The sequence below is a fragment of the Microbulbifer maximicatervae (SeqCode) genome, from assembly GCF_052467955.1.
On record NZ_CP174329.1, the window covers coordinates 567,779 to 585,000 of the forward strand.

A 17,222-nucleotide genomic window follows, 5' to 3' on the forward strand; every position below is an offset into this window, starting at 1 on the left:
GTATTTGTGAGCAGCGACAGCAAATTATTTAAAGACGCTCTCGGTGAAATGGGAGACGTTAAACCGCTGGCGCAGGAGCGCCGCGTCAATTTGCGCAAGGAGCCGAAGCAATCTGAGTCTATGTTGCGGGAGCGCCGCGCCGCTGCCACGCGCCTGACAGAGCGGGAAATGAACCCCCTGTCCGGTGAATATATTGATCTGGTAGAGCCATGGGATCCGTTGGAATTCAAGCGCGATGGTGTGCAAAACGGGGTCTATCGCAATTTGCGCCTGGGCAAATACAGCATAGATGCGCGCCTGGATTTACATCGCCACTCTGTGGAGATGGCGCGCAGGGCCGTGATGGAATTTATCCGTGATTGTGTTGAAGCGGATGTGCGCTGTGCCCTGATTACCCACGGTAAGGGTGAGGGGCGTAAGCAGCCGGCGTTATTGAAAAGCTGTATCAATCACTGGTTGCCGCAGCTGCATGAAGTACTGGCTTTTCACAGTGCCCAACCCCAACACGGGGGCTTGGGAGCGACTTATCTGCTGCTGAGAAAGAGTGAACGCAAGCGGCAGGAGAATCTGGAGATACATCAAAAACGCCGTTAAGGTTCTTTTGTAACTTTTCTGTCACTTATGCAAATTAAGATGCGCCGCTGAGGCTTTCCCCTCAAGAGTGCTTTTTTAGACTCCTAAAGCTCATCTTTTTGATTCTTCTTGATTGTCATTCTGGCGACCCAATGGGTCGCCTTTTTTATAGGGTTGGGCCTGGCGGTAGCTGCGGTCTACTTGTTCAAACTCAATATAGGCACTGCCATCGGTATTGCTGATCATCATCTTGTTACCCACGATAACAATCAAATCAGACTTTCTCAGGGCATTGAGATAATCGATCTCCAGTTCATCGCTGGGGTGTGCTCCCCCCATGCGCGCAATAGCGGGAATCCGCTCCCAGGTGAAAGCACCGCTGCTAGTGAGAGAAAATCGCCCCAGGTACGGATTGGTGCCACTGTTGCCCCTAACATAACCAAATTGATCGCATTTGAAAAAGGGTCTATCCCGCCAAAACCTGCTCCAGCTCAGGGTTGAGTCATAAGTGCGCCCGGAGTAATACAAGCTCGATAGCACCCACTCGTGCTCACAGGCAGACCAAGCCGATCGTTGGAGTTGGGGAATAGGGGGATTGGGGGTGCTACAGCCTGCAAGCACCAGGTTGCATACGATAATACTCAGTAGTAAGTAAAAAGCACGACGTGGCATGATGTCGTTCTCATTGATTTTGCGACATTTAACCTAAAAATTTACAGGTCTTCTGTGGCGGCGTTCAAGGTCCGGCCTTTACGTATTCTATATAGATATCACCGGAGGGGTCACGAAGTATCAAACGATTCCCGCGCGATTTGGTAAATGCCTGGCGAGTGGCGGCGAGGGCACCGAGGTAGGCATGCTCTTGCCGCAGCAAGGGTTCGGGGCCGCCCATCTTGGTAGAGACAAAGCTGGAGGTATCCCAAAGTAACTGCCCGTTATCGGTTACCTGCACCTCTCCCCGATAGGTGTTTACGCCACTCCTCCCCATGACATTGCCTTGGAGATTGCACACAAAGGTAAAGTCCGCAGGCCTCTGGATGTCGACCACCCCACCATTGACGCGCAGGCGCACCAGCTGCCACTTCTTACCACAGACTGCTCCCATACTGCCTGAGGATTGAACAACTTGGGCTTCTTCTATTCGGTTTGTTAGACATCCGCCGACAACTAATAGGGCTCCCAGAAGCCATATTTGTACCAACCTACTCATCGACGAATAACTCCCAAACACAAACCCTTCTCCAGCCCACACCCAAGCCAGCCACTTTTCGGCTTTCACAAAAGCTTAGTTGTTGGCTGCCGTGACGAGACGACAGCAGTGACAAGCTATGCTTGCACTGATGTAAAAAAATAGTATTTGGCCATCGATTAAAGGACGGTCGTCGATATGATCAGGCGCACCAAAATTGTTGCCACCCTGGGTCCAGCTACCGATAAAGAAGAAACACTTCGGCAATTAATCAAGGCCGGTGTGGATATGGTTCGCCTGAACTTCTCTCATGGAAAAATTGATGATCACAGGCGTCGGGCAAAATTTGTCCGCGAGGAAGCCGAGCGTCAGTGCAGACATATTGCCCTGCTGGGAGATTTGCAGGGGCCCAAAATTCGTGTCGGAAAATTCACTGATGGGCGTATATATCTGCGCAAAGGTGAAGAATTTATTTTGGACCCGGATTGGGATAAAGATAGTGGCAGTCCTGAAGGTGTCTGGGTTGATTATGAAGCACTCGCAGAAGACTGTAATGAGGGAGACCGCCTGTTACTGGATGACGGCCGATTGAGTTTGCGCATCAAAAAAATTATTGGTTTGTCGTTAAAAACTGAAGTTGAAAATGGTGGCTGGTTATCTGATAGAAAGGGAATAAATAAGCAGGGAGGTGGCCTTACTGCGCCGGCACTGACAGAAAAAGACCATCGGGATATCAAAGTTGCCGCCGAGTTACAGGTAGATTATTTAGCCGTTTCTTTCCCTCGCGATGCTCGCGATATTCACAAAGCGAGAAAGTTACTCAGAGAGGCGGGTGGCACAGCACATATTATTGCCAAAATTGAAAGGGCTGAAGCGGTATCCAATGATGCTCGACTCGAGAAGCTTATCTTGGCCAGTGATGCCATTATGGTAGCGCGCGGTGATCTCGCCGTGGAGATTGGTGATGCAGAATTAATGGGAGTACAAAAACATTTAATCAGCTATGCCCGCTATCTCAATCGGGTAGTTATTACTGCGACACAAATGATGGAGTCGATGATTTCGAGCCCGGTACCTACTCGAGCAGAAGTCTGCGATGTGGCCAATGCAGTACTGGATGGTACTGATGCGGTAATGTTATCTGCTGAGACAGCGGCAGGTGAATATCCTATTGAAACCGTTAAGCATATGGCTGAAGTGATTCTTGGGGCAGAAAAACACCGTAAAATTTATTCCACGCCGGAAAGCCTTCGCGGCGATTACCCTGCGGGTGATGCGTGTATCGCCATGGCCGCCATGATCATAGCGAATCATTGCCGAGAAATTAAAGCCATTATTTGCCAGACCGAAACTGGAAATACTGCGTTATTGATGTCGAGAGTATGTGCATTAATTCCTATTTACGCTTTTTGTCGGCACCAGAAGTGCTGCAATCGTGTAGCCCTCTACAGCGGCGTTGACCCTGTATTAATGGATGTTTCTAATATGGACGGCCCGCTGCGAGATCAAAAAGCAATTTCTTATTTGCTGGATCAGGAACTGCTAATTTCAGGGGACTTCGTTTTGATATCCCGGGGTTATCAACAGGATATTGGTGGTCACACCGATACCCTGCGTATTGTCCGCGTGCCCTGATACAAACGATTAAATTACAAATTCTTACAGTGCAAATAACTTACCCCGCACGAACACATCTAACCAGTACCTTGGTCTCCAATTCCTGCTCAACACAGCGAAACTTCTGACCGTCAAGGGTTAATGACTTTGGGCTTCCCTGGGGCGCGGTTGTCGAACAACCGGCAACTCCTGTCGCCAGGGCCACGGCAAGCAGAATAAGTAGTATTTTCTGCACCGCAGTTACCTCTTTGAGTGGTGTGAGTGACGCATTCCCGAAGAACTTGTTTATTCAGGGTAGAGGTAATAGCTGTCATTGAGATGTATAGCGCGCCAATTTGTTAAAAGTGGCGACAGTGAGCTTGGATGGTGAGGCTATTTAAGTGGGCGGTTGCACTGAGGTTGGCGATTAACTTACCCCGCTGCGTCTTTTGATGGTTTGCTACAGCGGGGTTAGTTACCTAATAAAGCTTGGAGTTAGCGTCTACCGCGATGGTGTCCACCGCGAACACGATAGTGGCCTCTATGGCCCCGGTAGCCGCGATAACCGCCGCGGTGATAACTTCTATAGCCTCTGTGATGGGCCCGGTAGCGGGCGTGGGGTGACCGAGGATAATAGAAACGGTTGTAGTAGGGCATTCCGCGATAGTAGTAGCGAGCCCGGTAGCGAGGGTGGCCGCGGAATGATGCGGATCGGTAACTGGCGTAGCCACCGCGGTAATAGTAAGTATTCACCGGAGTGAAACCAACGGTTTGGTAAACCGGTGTCCTGTAGGAAGTTAAATAGATATTACTCGAAGCGTAATAGTTGGGCGTGGCATAGGGATAAGCGTAGGAGGAGGTGTAAGCGACTTGCCCTCCACTAGGGCCACCGTAACTGGTGTAGGTGGTGTAGTAACCATCGGTGGCACAGGCACCCAGGGCTAGGGCTGTGCACACCGTGGCGGTGAGAATCACCGTTTTAACAGCTCTATTCATAGTGCTTTCTCCGGTAAGTGGAATTTCCCCCCGGAGAGGCCCGGCAGGGGCCAAGCCCCTAGGCGCGCCAACTAGGCGAGCACAGAATCTCAGACTTAGTAAGGTCTTGCGCGCGGCGGTGGATCGACAATTTGATACTGGGTATTTACAACCGCAGGCGGTCTCAGGCGATAAAAGTTGCCGTCCCAGTAGAAGTTACAGTGCTGCATATTGTGACAGGTGCCATCCGGGTGGCAGTGGGCATAGCGGCCACGCAGGTTGTAATACGTCTTGTTGTAATAAGGGCTGTATCCGTAATAACTGGCGGAACAATCGTTGCCTCCGCAGGGATAGCCGGATGTTCCATTACAGGCCGATAGAGCCAGTCCTGCTGCGATGGCGAGCGCACAACCTGAGCCTCGCAGCAATCTAGTGGGCAGCGGTTTCATCAAGACCTCCACACCTATTGGCGGGTAACACTTCTACATTCAGCCTAGCATTTTTGGCGCGTGAATCATCACGAGGCAGAGTAAATGTTCTAGCAAAGCTGAATACCGAGGCAGGTCTGTATTGGTTGATGGAAACTCTTCAGTTTCGATTTGATAGACCCACTTGTTCGGAGTCAAAAAAGGTAAGGTCGGCAGGCGGGTGAAACCACTAAAAATTCACGCATTGTGAGAAAAATGGTTCTCTCGCAATGCGCAAATCAAGCCGTGAAGGCTCTTTAACTTAGTGACTGCTGGGCAGGAGATTGGGGTTTATTGACTCTAAGTAGGCGCCGCTGCTCAGCAATTGCTTCGCCTCTTCAATATCCGGGGCAAAGTAGCGGTCCTTGTCATAGAAAGGTACTCGGGCGCGCAGTTTTGCCTTGGCGGCCTCCAGTTTTTCCGTGGATTTTAACGGCGCGCGGAAGTCCAGTCCCTGGCAGGCAGCGAGTAGCTCCACCGCCAGGATGCCACAGGTATTGTCGGCCATATCCCGCAGGCGACGGCCGGCAAAGGTGGCCATGGATACATGGTCTTCCTGGTTGGCGGAGGTGGGCAGTGAGTCCACGCAGGCTGGGTGCGCCATGGATTTGTTCTCACTGGCAAGCGCCGCTGAGGTGACTTGGGCGATCATAAAGCCGGAGTTCACCCCGCCATTTTCCACCAGGAAGGGAGGCAGGCCGGATAGGTTGCTGTCGATCAACAGCGCCATACGACGCTCGGACAGGGAGCCGATTTCTGCCAATGCCAGCGCCAGGTTGTCGGCGACCATAGCAACAGGCTCCGCGTGGAAGTTACCGCCGGAAATAATGTCGGAGTTATCCGGATTTTCCTCGTCGGTAAATACCAGCGGGTTATCGGAAACACCATTTGCCTCGGCCAACAATACTTCGGCAGCGAAGCGCATCTGCTGCAGACAGGCACCCATTACCTGGGGCTGACAGCGCAGGGAGTAGGGGTCCTGCACTTTTTCACAGAACTGGTGGGAATCACCGATCTGGCTGGTTTCTCCGAGCAGGTCCCGATAAATTGCCGCTACGTCACGCTGAGCCTGTTGGCCGCGGGCGTTGTGAATACGATCATCGAAGGGGCGGCGTGAGCCTTTGGCTGCTTCCAGGGTAATGGCACCGGTTACCAGGGCGCCGGCGAACAAGTCTTCACTGGCGAACAGGCCGAGCAGGGCAAAGGCGGTAGAAGCCTGGGTGCCATTTAGCAGGGCGAGCCCCTCTTTGGGAGCCAGGGTAATGGGCTCTAGCCCCGCAGCTTTGAGGCCTTCGTGAGCACTCTTGCGCTCGCCCTTGATAAATACTTCCCCTTCACCTAGAAGTACCACGCTCATATGAGCCAGGGGCGCCAAATCGCCAGAAGCGCCGACAGAACCTTTCTCAGGGATAGCGGGATATACACCGGCATTGACCAGTTGCATTAAAGCTTCGATAACCTGCGGGCGCACGCCGGAGAAGCCGCGCGCGAGCGAGTTGATTTTCAACACCATCAGCAGGCGCACGGTGGCTTCACTCATAAAGTTGCCGGTACCGGCGGCATGGCTCAGAACAATAGCGCGCTGCAGGTTTTCCAGGTCGTGCTTTTCAATGCGGGTGTTGGCCAATAAACCAAAACCGGTATTAATTCCGTAAACCGTGCGCCCCTCGGTAATAACCTGGGCAACAGTGTGGGCAGAGGCTTCAATAGCGGGGTAGGCGCTTTTCGCCAGGGACAGCTGCACCGACTCGCGGGCTACGCGGCGCAGTTGCGCAAGGCTCAATTGACCGGGATCGATTTCCAATTGATACATAAATTCATTCACCAAAAAATATTTACTGCTTAGCAGGCTGTTGAAAAACAGCCTGCGCGGGCGGTGCGAAAGCGCCTGCCGCAAAATCAAGCACTGCAATTGCTTGATTTGAGTGCCCATCTTTGTGGACATGTGCCGCAAAGATGGCTTGAAAAAGTCGCTTGTTGGCTTTTTCAACACCCTGTTAGGCGCCGGCGGCGCAGCCCGATAAAAATTATTCGGGCTGTAAAAGATTTCCGCCGGCGGTATTTTTATTGCGGTAAAAAATCAGTCGTTCAGCATGGGCAGGTCCAAGCCCTGCTCTTTTGCACATTTTTTTGCGATCTCGTAACCGGCATCGGCGTGGCGCATTACGCCGGTGGCGGGATCATTCCAGAGAACCCGCTCAATACGTTTGCGCGCAGCTTCGGTGCCGTCACAGACAATGACCACACCAGAGTGCTGGGAGAAGCCCATGCCTACGCCACCACCGTGATGCAGGGATACCCAGGTAGCGCCGGAGGCAGTGTTCAGCAGGGCATTCATCAGCGGCCAGTCGGAGACAGCGTCGGAACCATCCATCATGGCTTCAGTTTCGCGGTTGGGGCTCGCTACAGAGCCGCTGTCGAGATGGTCGCGGCCGATTACTACCGGTGCTTCCAATTCACCGTTGGCTACCATCTCGTTAAATGCCAGTGCCAGGCGAGCACGATCTTTCAGACCCACCCAGCAGATACGTGCGGGCAGTCCCTGGAAATGAATCCGCTCGCGGGCCATATCGAGCCAGTTGTGCAGCTGCGGATTATCGGGAATCAGTTCTTTAACCTTGGCATCGGTCTTGTAGATATCTTCCGGGTTGCCGGACAGGGCCGCCCAGCGGAAAGGACCTACTCCTTCACAGAACAGAGGGCGAATATAAGCGGGTACAAAGCCGGGGAAATCGAAGGCATTTTCCACACCTTCCTCAAGAGCCATCTGACGAATATTGTTGCCGTAGTCGAGGGTTGCGGCGCCGCGCTTTTGCAGCTCCAGCATGGCTTCAACCTGAACCGCCATAGATTGTTTGGCTGCCTTAACTACTGCGGCTTCATCTTTCTTGCGCATCTCCGCAGCGTACTCCATGGTCCAGCCCTGGGGCAGGTAGCCATTTAAAGGATCGTGTGCGGAAGTCTGGTCGGTAACCGAATCCGGCAGAATATTGCGTTTTACAATTTCCGGGAAGATATCTGCTGCGTTGCCCAGCAGGCCAACGGAAATGGCTTCGCCTTTTTCCATCGCGGCTTCAATCATTTGCAGGGCTTCGTCGAGGCTGGTGGCTTTTTTGTCTACATAGCCAGTGCGCAGACGGAAATCGATTCGGGTTTCGTCGCACTCTACTGCGATCATGCAGAAACCGGCCATAGTCGCTGCCAGTGGCTGAGCGCCACCCATGCCGCCGAGGCCGCCGGTAAGAATCCATTTGCCTTTCGCTTCGCCATTAAAGTGTTTGCGTGCGACGGCGGCAAAGGTTTCATAGGTACCCTGGACGATGCCTTGGGAGCCGATATAAATCCAAGAGCCGGCAGTCATCTGGCCGTACATGGCCAGGCCTTTTTTATCCAGCTCGTTAAAGTGTTCCCAGTTGGCCCAGTGGGGTACCAAGTTGGAGTTGGCAATTAATACCCGGGGTGCATCGGCGTGGGTTTTAAAGACTCCGACAGGCTTGCCGGACTGCACCAGCAGGGTTTCGTCGTCTTCCAGGCGCTTCAGCACTTCGACAATCTTGTCGTAGCACTCCCAATCCCGCGCGGCGCGGCCGATACCACCGTACACCACCAGGTCCTCCGGGCGTTCAGCTACCTCGGCGTCCAGGTTGTTCATCAACATGCGCAGGGGAGCTTCGGTGAGCCAGCTTTTGGCATTGAGCTCACTGCCGCGAGGCGCGCGGATTTTGCGGCTGGGATCGTGGCGTTTGTCGGTAGACATAGCTTCCTCGTCAATTTTTCTCGTAAAAAAATTCACACGTCCCGGATTTGATTGTTTCTTTTCCCAGGGCGCGCGGGATAAATCAATAACTAGAATCTCAGTTGTGCACCGAGGCGGTATCGATTGCCTGGGTGAACCAGGCGCGCGAAGCTCACGGTGCCGGCACTGCATTTAGTGCGCCGCCAAACCTGGAGGCACGCATCTCCGGGGGCAATTTCCAGAGCGTGGGCGATAGCGGCTTCCGCAGCTATGGCCTCGACGGTTGTATCGGCCTCGGTCAGCGGTGCGACTTTGGAAAGGTAGGCGTTGGGGGTGGTGTGGGCGAAGTCCTGGTCCAGGTAATCTGGAGCCAGGGCTGGATTGGTAAACCGCTCTTCCCACTGCACCGGCAAGCCGTTGTCACAGTGCACAATAATGGAGTGAAACACTTTTGCCTGTTCGGGCACTTCCAATGCCAGGGCTACATCGGCGCTGGCGACACAGGGCTGAGCTAACAGAATGCGGTTGCTGTAACTGTGCCCCCGGGCCGAGATCTCGTCGGCGATATTGCGCACTTCCAACAGTGAGCTGGCGGGCACCGGCTCGGCGACAAAAGTACCCAGCCCCTGGGAGCGCATCAGAACGCGCTCATCGGTTAACTCGGTGAGTGCCCGCCTTGCGGTCATCCGGCTCACACTGAATTGCTGTGCCAGTTGGTTTTCCGAGGGCACCTGGGAATGAATTGGCCACTCGCCAGACTCAATTTGTTGGCGGATATGGCGCTTGATGGCCGCGTATCGGGGTTCACTTGCAGTATTCATAGACTCAGGTACAGTGCTTCCGTGGCTTGTATATTGTTGTATATACAAGAATGGTTGCGGCTACTATGGTTTCCCTGCTGCGGGCTGTCAAGTCGAAGAGGGGAGCTGTATCCTGCCCGTTACTGGTTTGTCGGTCATCGGGCCGAGCATCTATGGTTTAAAAGGAAAAGCGTGCCGCTAAAAGCTTATGTCAGAACGCTGTGATTTGCTGATTACCAATTTGAATGCCGCCACAATGGACCCATCCATTGCCGGTGGTTACGGTGTTATCGAGGATGCTGCAATTGCGGTAACCAAAGGTCGGATCGTTTGGATTGGTCCCCGCCGGGATCTGCCCGAGTGCACCCCAGACCGCATTGTTGATGGCGAAGGCCAATGGGCAACTCCGGGCCTGATCGATTGCCACACGCATCTTGTATATGGAGGCCATCGCGCAGGGGAGTTTGCCCGTCGCCTGGGGGGAGAGAGTTACGAAGAAGTGGCTCGCTCTGGCGGGGGTATTATTTCTACCGTGCGGGCGACACGGGGTGCCAGTGCCGAGAACCTGTATAAGTTGGCTGAGCCCCGTCTGCACGCCCTGATGGCCGAAGGCGTTACAACCGTGGAAATTAAATCCGGTTATGGCCTGGACCTGGATACTGAACTAAAGCAACTGCGCACCGCGAGACGCCTGGCGCAACACAACTCAGTGGAAATAGTAACGACCTGTCTGGCAGCACACGCTTTGCCACCGGAATACGACGGTCGTGCCGATGAATATATCGATCTTATCTGCGAGCAGATATTGCCCGCTGTAGCCCGCGAGCAATTGGCCGATGCCGTGGATATGTTTTGCGAGACGATTGGGTTTACTGTCGATCAGTGCCAGAGAGTTATCGATGCAGCGAAAAAACTGGACCTGCCAGTAAAAGTGCACGCCGAGCAGCTGGCGCGTACAGGGGCCACTGAAATGGCGGCAAAGTCCGGGGCATTATCGGTAGATCATATTGAATACATCAGCGATGCGGATGTCCGGGCCATGGCGGAAAGCGGCACCGTGGCCGTCCTCCTGCCGGGTGCTTTCTATACGCTGCACGAAACCCAGGTTCCGCCTATTGAAAAGTTACGCGAGGCAGGGGTTTGTATGGCATTGGCTACAGACCTTAATCCCGGGAGTTGTCCAATCGCTTCCCTGCGTTTGATGATGAATATGGGTTGTCAGCTGTTTGGCTTAACTCCGGCAGAAGCTCTCGCAGGTGTTACCCGTGCAGCCGCTCGGGCATTGGGTTTGTGTTGTTCTCGCGGTGTACTGCGGGAGGGGCTTCGAGCAGATATTGTTCTTTGGCCGATGGATACCCCGGATCAACTCGCTTATGAAGTCGGTGCGCTAAAGCCTGCAAAAATTTTCTTGGGAGGTCGCGATGTTACAACTTGCTGATATGCAATTATGGAGCGGTCGCACTGATTCTGAGGATGGGCGAGCGGGTGAGCGTTGGCACCAGCGGATTTCTCCTTTGCAGTTAGATGATGCTCCTGGCCTCACAATTCTAGGTTTTGCTTCAGATGAAGGGGTACGCCGAAATAAAGGGCGTATCGGTGCAGCGAAAGGTCCGAGAATCCTGCGTCTGGCTATGGCTAACCTGCCGGCAACTTTTGATGCGCCCTTATACGATGCGGGTAACGTCAGAGTCGAACGGGAAGACTTGGAGTCTGCCCAATCGCTATTGGGTGCCCGTATCAATGAGTTGCTCGGTGCCGGTCACTTTCCACTGGTATTGGGAGGCGGCCATGAAATTGCTTTTGGCAGTTATCAGGGGATTGCCCGCTGGATGCGTGAGCATCACCGCGAGAGCAGCCTGGGTATTATCAATTTTGATGCGCATTTGGATTTACGCACTCCTGCGCCAAAGGGGTCATCGGGCACGCCATTTTTCCAGATTGCGGAGCAGTGCAGGATAAATGGTCGCGAATTTAATTATCTCTGTGTAGGTGCGGCGGATAACGCCAACACACCTGCTCTCTACCAGAGAGCTGATGAGCTGGGTGCCCAGGTTATTCGGGATCGTGAAATCAGTAGTTGGAATCTGAATACGGTTCAGGCGCGAATCCGCGACTTTATTGAGAAGGTGGATTTTGTCTATTTAACGGTATGTCTGGATGTATTGCCGGCGGCAGTAATGCCAGCGGTGAGTGCCCCCTCTGGCAGGGGGGTTTCCATGGAGTTTCTGGAAGTCTTGCTGGATACCGTTTTGGAATCCAATAAAGTTTGTTTGGCGGATATCGCTGAATTTAATCCTTATTTCGATATTGAGGATCATGGTGCGCGTACCGCGGCCCGCCTGGGATTTCAAATTGCAAATCGTGCGGCCAGAAAAATCCCCTGAGTATTTTTAATAATACAGCGCGGCCACTATGGCTTTGGAGGTCGCGTTAACTTCAGTATTAGAAACCACTATTTTAATCTTTATCTACAGCCGTAAGTGACTGGCAGAAAGCTCCGCTTTTGTAGTTGATATGATCAAAGATCTTGAAATTAATCACTTAAAAACCCTGGAAATACTATTCAGGGTTGAAAGTATCTCCCTTGCCGCAGAGTATCTGCAGGTTTCGCAGCAAGCTGTCAGTTTGCAGCTGAAGAAGATTAGAAAAATAGTTGGGGATGATCTATTTGTGCGCACTGGGCATGGGATGGCTCCCACCAGTTATGCAAAATTTATAGAGCCACAGATTCGACAGGTGCTGACGTTACTCAGTGAGATTCCCGCCCCGGGTTCTCTTGATTCAAGCCAGACTTCCCGGACCCTGGTGATCTCTGCTACAGATTACGCGCAAAAAGTGGTTGTTGCCGAGTTGATCGAAAGGGTCAGGCAATATGCGCCGAAAGTGAAATTTATTGTCACTAATATTGAAAGCGTCTCGCTCACCCAGAAAATGCATCAGGGAGAAATTGACTTAGCTTTCACATCAGTGGGGTATGTGCCTCATGGAATTAATACACAGGTGCTCTTTAATGAGCGTTATGTCTGTGTATCGGCTAATCCTATGTACAGTTTAGATGAGTTGGTCCCTATTGATCAGTTGATGCAATCTGATTTTGTGATTACATCGCCAGGGGTTGGAGGCTTGCGCGGTTCAGCCGATCGTTGGCTAGAGGGGCAAGGTCTAAAAAGAGAGATTGTTGTTTCGGCGCCCTCTTTTTATATAGCCCAGGAGTTCTTGAAAAGGACAGATACCCTGGCCTTTATTCCCTCTAGGTTGATGCCTTGTGAGGGCTTGGTGGAAATTACCTTGGACAAGTATCCACCTGGCTACGAAGTTGTAGCCGCCTTTCATCCCCGAGTGGAAAATGATCCATTGGTAAGTTGGATTCTCAATGATCTGCACCAACGGTTTTCTAAGTCAATGGCTTCCTGATTGTATCCGTAACAAGCTTTACTCCATAGCTTTGGCAAAGCTGCCTTTCTACTATGATTTTTTCAAAAGCTAGAAAGCGTACAGGTCTGTTATGAGTATTCTGAATATTAATCCTTCTTCACTTTATGATGGCAGTTCTTCCTGCCTATCCCACGCCCGAGTCGATACCAAAACAGGCTTGGTATTTGTATCGGGTCAGGTGGATTGGGATAGTAATTGTGAAGTTAAAAACAAAGGGGTTGGTGCTCAGGCGGAAAGCGCCATGCAAAACTTATTGACAGTATTGGATGAGGCCGGATCGTCGGTAGAGAACCTTTTGCAGTTACGTATCTATGTGCGTGGAGAAGTTAGTGAGCATCTGGGGGAAATAGTCCCTGTGCTATCTAAATATTTGGGTATTACTCGCCCGGCAATCACGGGAGTGGGAGTCACATCCCTGGCGTCGCCAGAGACATTGATAGAAATTGAGGCAGTGGCTAAAACACTGCTTTAGGTACCTGAATAAAAAAGCCCCGCATTGCAGGGCTTTTAAGTTTTACTTGAGGTGTTCCCTAAGCTCGGATCCCGCTTGATCAAGTGCATCCTGCACTGCGGGTACGTCACTCAGGGCATTTAGTAGGCCGTAGTCGTGAATCATGCCGTTATAGCGAACAGCGGTTACGGTCACACCAGCTTCGTTAAGTTTGCGGGCGTAAGCTTCCCCTTCATCTCTCAGCACATCCATCTCAGCAGTCTGCACCAGAGCGGGAGGCAAGCCGACCAACTGGGATTTACTTGCGCGCAGAGGTGAAGCATAGATCTCGTTGCGCTGTTTGGGGTCGGTAGTGTAGTTATCCCAGAACCACTTCATCATACCCTGTGTCAGGAAGTGATCATGGGCGAACTGCTTGTAAGAAGCGTTGTTGAAGTTGGCATCGGTAACCGGCCAGAGCAGCAGTTGGAATTGCAGATCCGGTGTTCCTTTCTCTTTCGCCATCAAGGCAACCACGGCTGCCATATTGCCACCGACACTGTTACCGGCCACGGCAAGACGGGACCCGTCGACACCGATCTTTTCGCCATTCTCCGCGACCCACTGGGTAGCCGCATAAGCCTGGTTAATTGCAGTCGGGTACTTGGCCTCTGGAGATGGGGTGTAATCCACATATACCGCAGCGGCGCCGGAGCGTTGAACCAGATCGCGGATCAAGCGTTCGTGAGTTGGGTAGTCACCCAAGACCCAGCCTCCGCCGTGGAAATACATAAAGGCGGGAATCTGGCCCCGGGTGTTTTTCGGTTTAACGATAGTCAGTTCCAGCTTTTCGCCATTAACCCTAATGGTTTTCTTGCTGACTTCAGCGGGCGGCAGTTGCGCACCCTCTTGGGCTCCGACCAGGACGGCGCGGGCATCTTTTGGTGATAGTTGCTCAATGGGTTTGCCGCCACCTTGCGCCAGTGCTTGAAGGAACCCCTGGGTATTTTGCTCAACACCAGGGGAAATAGAAGCAGACGCAGAAGTCATACCAAGAGCAAAGAAAAGGGGTAGTGCCAGCTTGGAAACTTTTAAGCCATTCATAACGGATACCTTCAATTCTCTACCGGTTGCTTAAGAAGATATGTGCAGGCGCACATCAACATTGCCTCGGGTTGCATTGGAATAAGGGCAAACTTCATCGTGAGCGGTGTTGGCAATTTTTTCTGCCGTCGCTTGATCCAGGCCAGGAAGATCGATATAGAGGTCAATATCCAGACCAAACCCCTTACCCTGGGGACCGATTCCAACTTCAGCGCGCACAGTGGTTTCTTCCGGGACTTTTACTTTCTCTTTACCGGCGACAAACTTAAGAGCGCCAATAAAGCAGGCAGAGTAACCCGCAGCAAACAGTTGCTCTGGGTTGGTGCCATCGCCACCGGGGCCGCCAAGCTCTTTGGGAATACTGAGCTTGACGCTTAACTTCCCATCTGATGATTGAGCTTCGCCATCACGGCCGCCATTTGCGGTTGCTACTGCGGTGTAAACTGTTTGCATTAACCTGTCCTCATTGATGTGTGTTTGTCTGTCAGAAGCCGCCTGGAATGGAGTCCAGTCCTTTTCCCGCTGGATTTATTGAGCTGGGGGTAGTAGTCCGGATTTCTAAGTCAGCTTCTAAATAGCGCGTCAGCTTGGGCGCCAGATAAAGTTATTGCGATAACTATTATTGCGATAATTAAATGTCGCTATAAGGACGATAGCTATAACAAATGGAGTCAAAGCGGGGGCCCCGCTAATGGCGGGGCGATAAAAAGAGGGGAAGATTAGGGGTTCGCTAAATATTGGCGAAGCGTCTCTATTTGCGTCTTTAGCGCCCGTGCAGACTGAGGATTCAAGCCGCAGGCATTCAGCACTTGAGTGGGAATTGAAGCAGCTTCTTTTTGCATCGACCTACCGGCATCAGTCAGCTCGATAATGACTCGACGCTCATCCCCCGGGTCTCGGTGGCGGTTGATCAGCTTTTGATTCTCCAGTCGTTTGATAACTGGCGTTAGGGCACCTTTATCCTGGCCAAGCCGCAGACTCAGCTCCGTAGCGGTGATTCCATCGTCTTCCCAGAGCACCAGCATCATCAAGTACTGGGGGTAGGTTATTCCCAGTGTCTCCAATAGAGGCTTGTACATCTTGCTCATTGCCAGGGAGGCAGAATAAAGGCTAAAGCAAAGTTGGTTATCGAGTTTTTGGTCTTCGTTTATGGACTTGGCCATAGGCACACCCTACTTACCGGTGGCAGTTTTGCGCCAGTGTAGCGCAAGTATGGACTTACCACGCTCCTTCATTGTTCCAGAACCGACACATACTGCCAATCGAGAGCAGCGAAACTTTTTGTAAGGTTTTATTTGAAGCCGGTACAGTAATTTGCATAGACGATGGAGTGGCCGGTGGAATTACGGGATCAATTATTTCAACAAGCGACTACGGAATATACCGAAGGGGTTTCCCGGCTGGTACATAGCTATGTGCGATCAAAAGCCGAGCATGATGACCTGTTACAGGAAATCTGGCTGGGGCTCTGGCGGGCCCTGCCGACATTTCGCGGTGATGCTAGCTTAAAAACCTTTGTATATCGTATCGCACATAACCGCTGTGTGACCGAGCTGACCCGTAGGAAACCTTATCATGGGAGTGATGATGAATTACTGGAGCTTGAGGACCACCAGCCGGGCCCGGCAGAGCGACTGGTAGCCGAACGCAAGTCCGAACAGCTGGTTCGTGCAGTGCAGAAATTACCCTTAGGACTCCGGCAGACATTGACTCTTCGCCTGGAAGGCCTGAGCTATGCGGAAATCTCTGAAGTTCTGGGTATTACCGAGTCCAATATTGCAGTGCGGCTCAACCGGGCAAAAGAGCGTCTCAATATCTGCCTTTTGGGAAGTGAAAAATGAATGAATCAGACACAGAAAAACAATGGCTAGAGCTGGAAAGTATCTGGAAGGGGCAACAGACTAGTGCAGAAATCCCAACTACAGTGCTGAATTGGGTGCGTCGCCAGGAGCGACGAATGCGATTGGCGGTCGCTTTTGAGTATCTTCTTGCCATAGCTGGGGCTATCTATTTGCTTGGAGTAATTCTTGCGAAGAACTACCCAGATACCATGTACCGAGTAGCTTTTGCTATTGCGACGCTTGTTTTGGCAATAGTATTTTCGATAGTTAATCGGCGAGGTCTATGGGCCCCACTAGAAAAATCGGCAAAAGCTTATGTTGAATTAGGTCTGCTGAGGCTTAGGCGAAAACGTCGAGAAGTTTATTTCAGCTGGTTATTCCTGATCCTGCAGATATTTATTATCAGTATGTGGGAACTTAGCAGGTTTCTTCGTGGAGCGGCGGAACCTTTGGTCCGTAATCCTCAAGAAGCACTCATAGTATTGTCTGGGTTGGTTGTGGCTCTCGCTTTATATAGTTTTTATATTTATCGGCGCACAGAAAAAGAAGAGAGAGTATTAACGAGCTTCCAGGAAAATTTATAAATTAACTGTAAAGAAAAAAATCCTGACGGGACTACAAAGGGGAATACATATAAACGGAGGATTGAATAATGTTTACAGATGTGGAGCAATTACTAAGTGGTTTTTCAGCGTTTCTTAGCGAGTTAAGTCTACTCAAAGCTTTCCTGTTTCTTGTTTTCTTTTTGGTTGTCTGGTTTCTTCCTACATTGATTGCCTTTTTCTTCAATCGGAAGCACTTCGGAAAGATCTTAGTAGCTAATGTTCCTGCCGGTCTTTCCTGGTTGGCATGGTTTGCGTTACAGGCTTGGGCTGTTACCGGAAAAATGCGTGGTAAGAAAGGAGAAGTAAGTGAGTGCGCTGGTGTGCAGGGAGAACGCCCTGCCGCTGGTAAGCTTATCAGTAAATGAGTGTGTGTTTGAGATTCGAGCTACTTCATTAAGTAGCTGAATAATCCCTGATGATTACCTACACTCAAGTGTTGAGCATCTTTAGTACGATTTTTAATCAAAAACT

At 51.6% G+C, this 17,222-nt stretch carries 20 protein-coding genes; 9 read left to right on the forward strand and 11 right to left on the reverse strand.

Translation table 11 applies throughout. The annotated features are described in order from the left end of the window. Window positions 1-6 precede the first annotated feature (6 nt). Window positions 7-594, forward strand: coding sequence for a DNA endonuclease SmrA (gene smrA / locus ACJJI5_RS02435; RefSeq protein WP_444892318.1), 588 nt, complete (start codon window positions 7-9; stop codon window positions 592-594). 90 nt (window positions 595-684) lie between these two features. Here smrA and ACJJI5_RS02440 read toward each other — a convergent pair whose 3' ends face one another. After that, complete coding sequence (locus ACJJI5_RS02440) at window positions 685-1,245, reverse strand: META domain-containing protein (RefSeq protein WP_282930776.1); 561 nt, start codon at window positions 1,243-1,245, stop codon at window positions 685-687. A gap of 64 nt (window positions 1,246-1,309) precedes the next feature. Further along, window positions 1,310-1,783, reverse strand: a complete 474-nt coding sequence (locus ACJJI5_RS02445; RefSeq protein WP_445355432.1) for an META domain-containing protein — start codon at window positions 1,781-1,783, stop codon at window positions 1,310-1,312. A 177-nt stretch (window positions 1,784-1,960) separates the two neighbouring features. Here ACJJI5_RS02445 and pyk point away from each other — a divergent pair, with 177 nt between their 5' ends. Next, window positions 1,961-3,397, forward strand: coding sequence for a pyruvate kinase (pyk, locus tag ACJJI5_RS02450; RefSeq protein ID WP_282930778.1), 1,437 nt, complete (start codon window positions 1,961-1,963; stop codon window positions 3,395-3,397). Between the two features lie 40 nt (window positions 3,398-3,437). Here the strand turns inward: pyk and ACJJI5_RS02455 are convergent, their stop codons facing one another. The 6 genes from ACJJI5_RS02455 to hutC all read right to left on the reverse strand — a co-directional run bounded on the left by ACJJI5_RS02455 (window position 3,438) and on the right by hutC (window position 9,357). Then, window positions 3,438-3,614 carry a hypothetical protein gene (locus tag ACJJI5_RS02455; RefSeq protein WP_413663747.1) on the reverse strand — a complete coding sequence of 59 codons (177 nt, stop codon included), beginning with the start codon at window positions 3,612-3,614 and terminating at the stop codon, window positions 3,438-3,440. A 239-nt stretch (window positions 3,615-3,853) separates the two neighbouring features. Continuing rightward, on the reverse strand, window positions 3,854-4,354 hold the full coding sequence (locus ACJJI5_RS02460; protein ID WP_444906914.1) for a hypothetical protein: 501 nt from the start codon (window positions 4,352-4,354) through the stop codon (window positions 3,854-3,856). A gap of 95 nt (window positions 4,355-4,449) precedes the next feature. Continuing rightward, window positions 4,450-4,782 carry a hypothetical protein gene (locus ACJJI5_RS02465; RefSeq protein ID WP_282930781.1) on the reverse strand — a complete coding sequence of 111 codons (333 nt, stop codon included), beginning with the start codon at window positions 4,780-4,782 and terminating at the stop codon, window positions 4,450-4,452. Between the two features lie 280 nt (window positions 4,783-5,062). Next, the gene (gene hutH / locus ACJJI5_RS02470; protein ID WP_444915217.1) at window positions 5,063-6,613 is read right to left on the reverse strand and encodes a histidine ammonia-lyase; all 1,551 of its coding nucleotides are present in this window, start codon (window positions 6,611-6,613) and stop codon (window positions 5,063-5,065) included. A 267-nt stretch (window positions 6,614-6,880) separates the two neighbouring features. After that, window positions 6,881-8,557, reverse strand: a complete 1,677-nt coding sequence (gene hutU, locus ACJJI5_RS02475; RefSeq protein WP_445355433.1) for a urocanate hydratase — start codon at window positions 8,555-8,557, stop codon at window positions 6,881-6,883. A gap of 89 nt (window positions 8,558-8,646) precedes the next feature. After that, window positions 8,647-9,357 carry a histidine utilization transcriptional repressor HutC gene (hutC, locus tag ACJJI5_RS02480; protein WP_282930784.1) on the reverse strand — a complete coding sequence of 237 codons (711 nt, stop codon included), beginning with the start codon at window positions 9,355-9,357 and terminating at the stop codon, window positions 8,647-8,649. Between the two features lie 187 nt (window positions 9,358-9,544). On the opposite strand from hutC, the gene hutI reads away from it, so the two are divergent. The 4 genes from hutI to ACJJI5_RS02500 all read left to right on the forward strand — a co-directional run bounded on the left by hutI (window position 9,545) and on the right by ACJJI5_RS02500 (window position 13,243). After that, entirely contained in the window at window positions 9,545-10,774 is a 1,230-nt protein-coding gene (hutI, locus tag ACJJI5_RS02485) for an imidazolonepropionase (protein WP_444895744.1), read from the forward strand. After that, window positions 10,758-11,720: a formimidoylglutamase gene (gene hutG / locus ACJJI5_RS02490; protein ID WP_444895745.1), complete on the forward strand. Its 963-nt coding sequence runs from the start codon at window positions 10,758-10,760 to the stop codon at window positions 11,718-11,720. Before hutI ends, hutG begins: the two co-directional genes overlap by 17 nt. A gap of 130 nt (window positions 11,721-11,850) precedes the next feature. After that, the gene (locus ACJJI5_RS02495; RefSeq protein WP_445355434.1) at window positions 11,851-12,750 is read left to right on the forward strand and encodes a LysR family transcriptional regulator; all 900 of its coding nucleotides are present in this window, start codon (window positions 11,851-11,853) and stop codon (window positions 12,748-12,750) included. Between the two features lie 91 nt (window positions 12,751-12,841). Continuing rightward, window positions 12,842-13,243, forward strand: a complete 402-nt coding sequence (locus tag ACJJI5_RS02500) for a RidA family protein (RefSeq protein ID WP_413663740.1) — start codon at window positions 12,842-12,844, stop codon at window positions 13,241-13,243. A 42-nt stretch (window positions 13,244-13,285) separates the two neighbouring features. On the opposite strand, the gene ACJJI5_RS02505 is transcribed toward ACJJI5_RS02500, so the two are convergent. The 3 genes from ACJJI5_RS02505 to ACJJI5_RS02515 form a co-directional block, all read right to left on the reverse strand. After that, entirely contained in the window at window positions 13,286-14,305 is a 1,020-nt protein-coding gene (locus ACJJI5_RS02505) for an alpha/beta hydrolase (RefSeq protein ID WP_445355435.1), read from the reverse strand. Window positions 14,306-14,335: 30 nt separating this feature from the next. Continuing rightward, window positions 14,336-14,758 carry an organic hydroperoxide resistance protein gene (locus ACJJI5_RS02510; RefSeq protein ID WP_413663738.1) on the reverse strand — a complete coding sequence of 141 codons (423 nt, stop codon included), beginning with the start codon at window positions 14,756-14,758 and terminating at the stop codon, window positions 14,336-14,338. Window positions 14,759-15,024: 266 nt separating this feature from the next. Further along, the gene (locus tag ACJJI5_RS02515; RefSeq protein ID WP_445355436.1) at window positions 15,025-15,468 is read right to left on the reverse strand and encodes a MarR family winged helix-turn-helix transcriptional regulator; all 444 of its coding nucleotides are present in this window, start codon (window positions 15,466-15,468) and stop codon (window positions 15,025-15,027) included. A gap of 174 nt (window positions 15,469-15,642) precedes the next feature. Between ACJJI5_RS02515 and ACJJI5_RS02520 the strand changes: the two genes are divergently transcribed. The 3 genes from ACJJI5_RS02520 (at window position 15,643) to ACJJI5_RS02530 (ending at window position 17,116) form a co-directional block, all read left to right on the forward strand. Next, window positions 15,643-16,146 (forward strand): RNA polymerase sigma factor, encoded by a 504-nt coding sequence (locus ACJJI5_RS02520; RefSeq protein ID WP_413663736.1) that lies wholly within the window; start codon window positions 15,643-15,645, stop codon window positions 16,144-16,146. Further along, window positions 16,143-16,730 (forward strand): hypothetical protein, encoded by a 588-nt coding sequence (locus ACJJI5_RS02525; protein WP_445355437.1) that lies wholly within the window; start codon window positions 16,143-16,145, stop codon window positions 16,728-16,730. Before ACJJI5_RS02520 ends, ACJJI5_RS02525 begins: the two co-directional genes overlap by 4 nt. A gap of 68 nt (window positions 16,731-16,798) precedes the next feature. Then, on the forward strand, window positions 16,799-17,116 hold the full coding sequence (locus tag ACJJI5_RS02530; protein ID WP_445355438.1) for a superinfection immunity protein: 318 nt from the start codon (window positions 16,799-16,801) through the stop codon (window positions 17,114-17,116). Window positions 17,117-17,222: the final 106 nt, after the last annotated feature.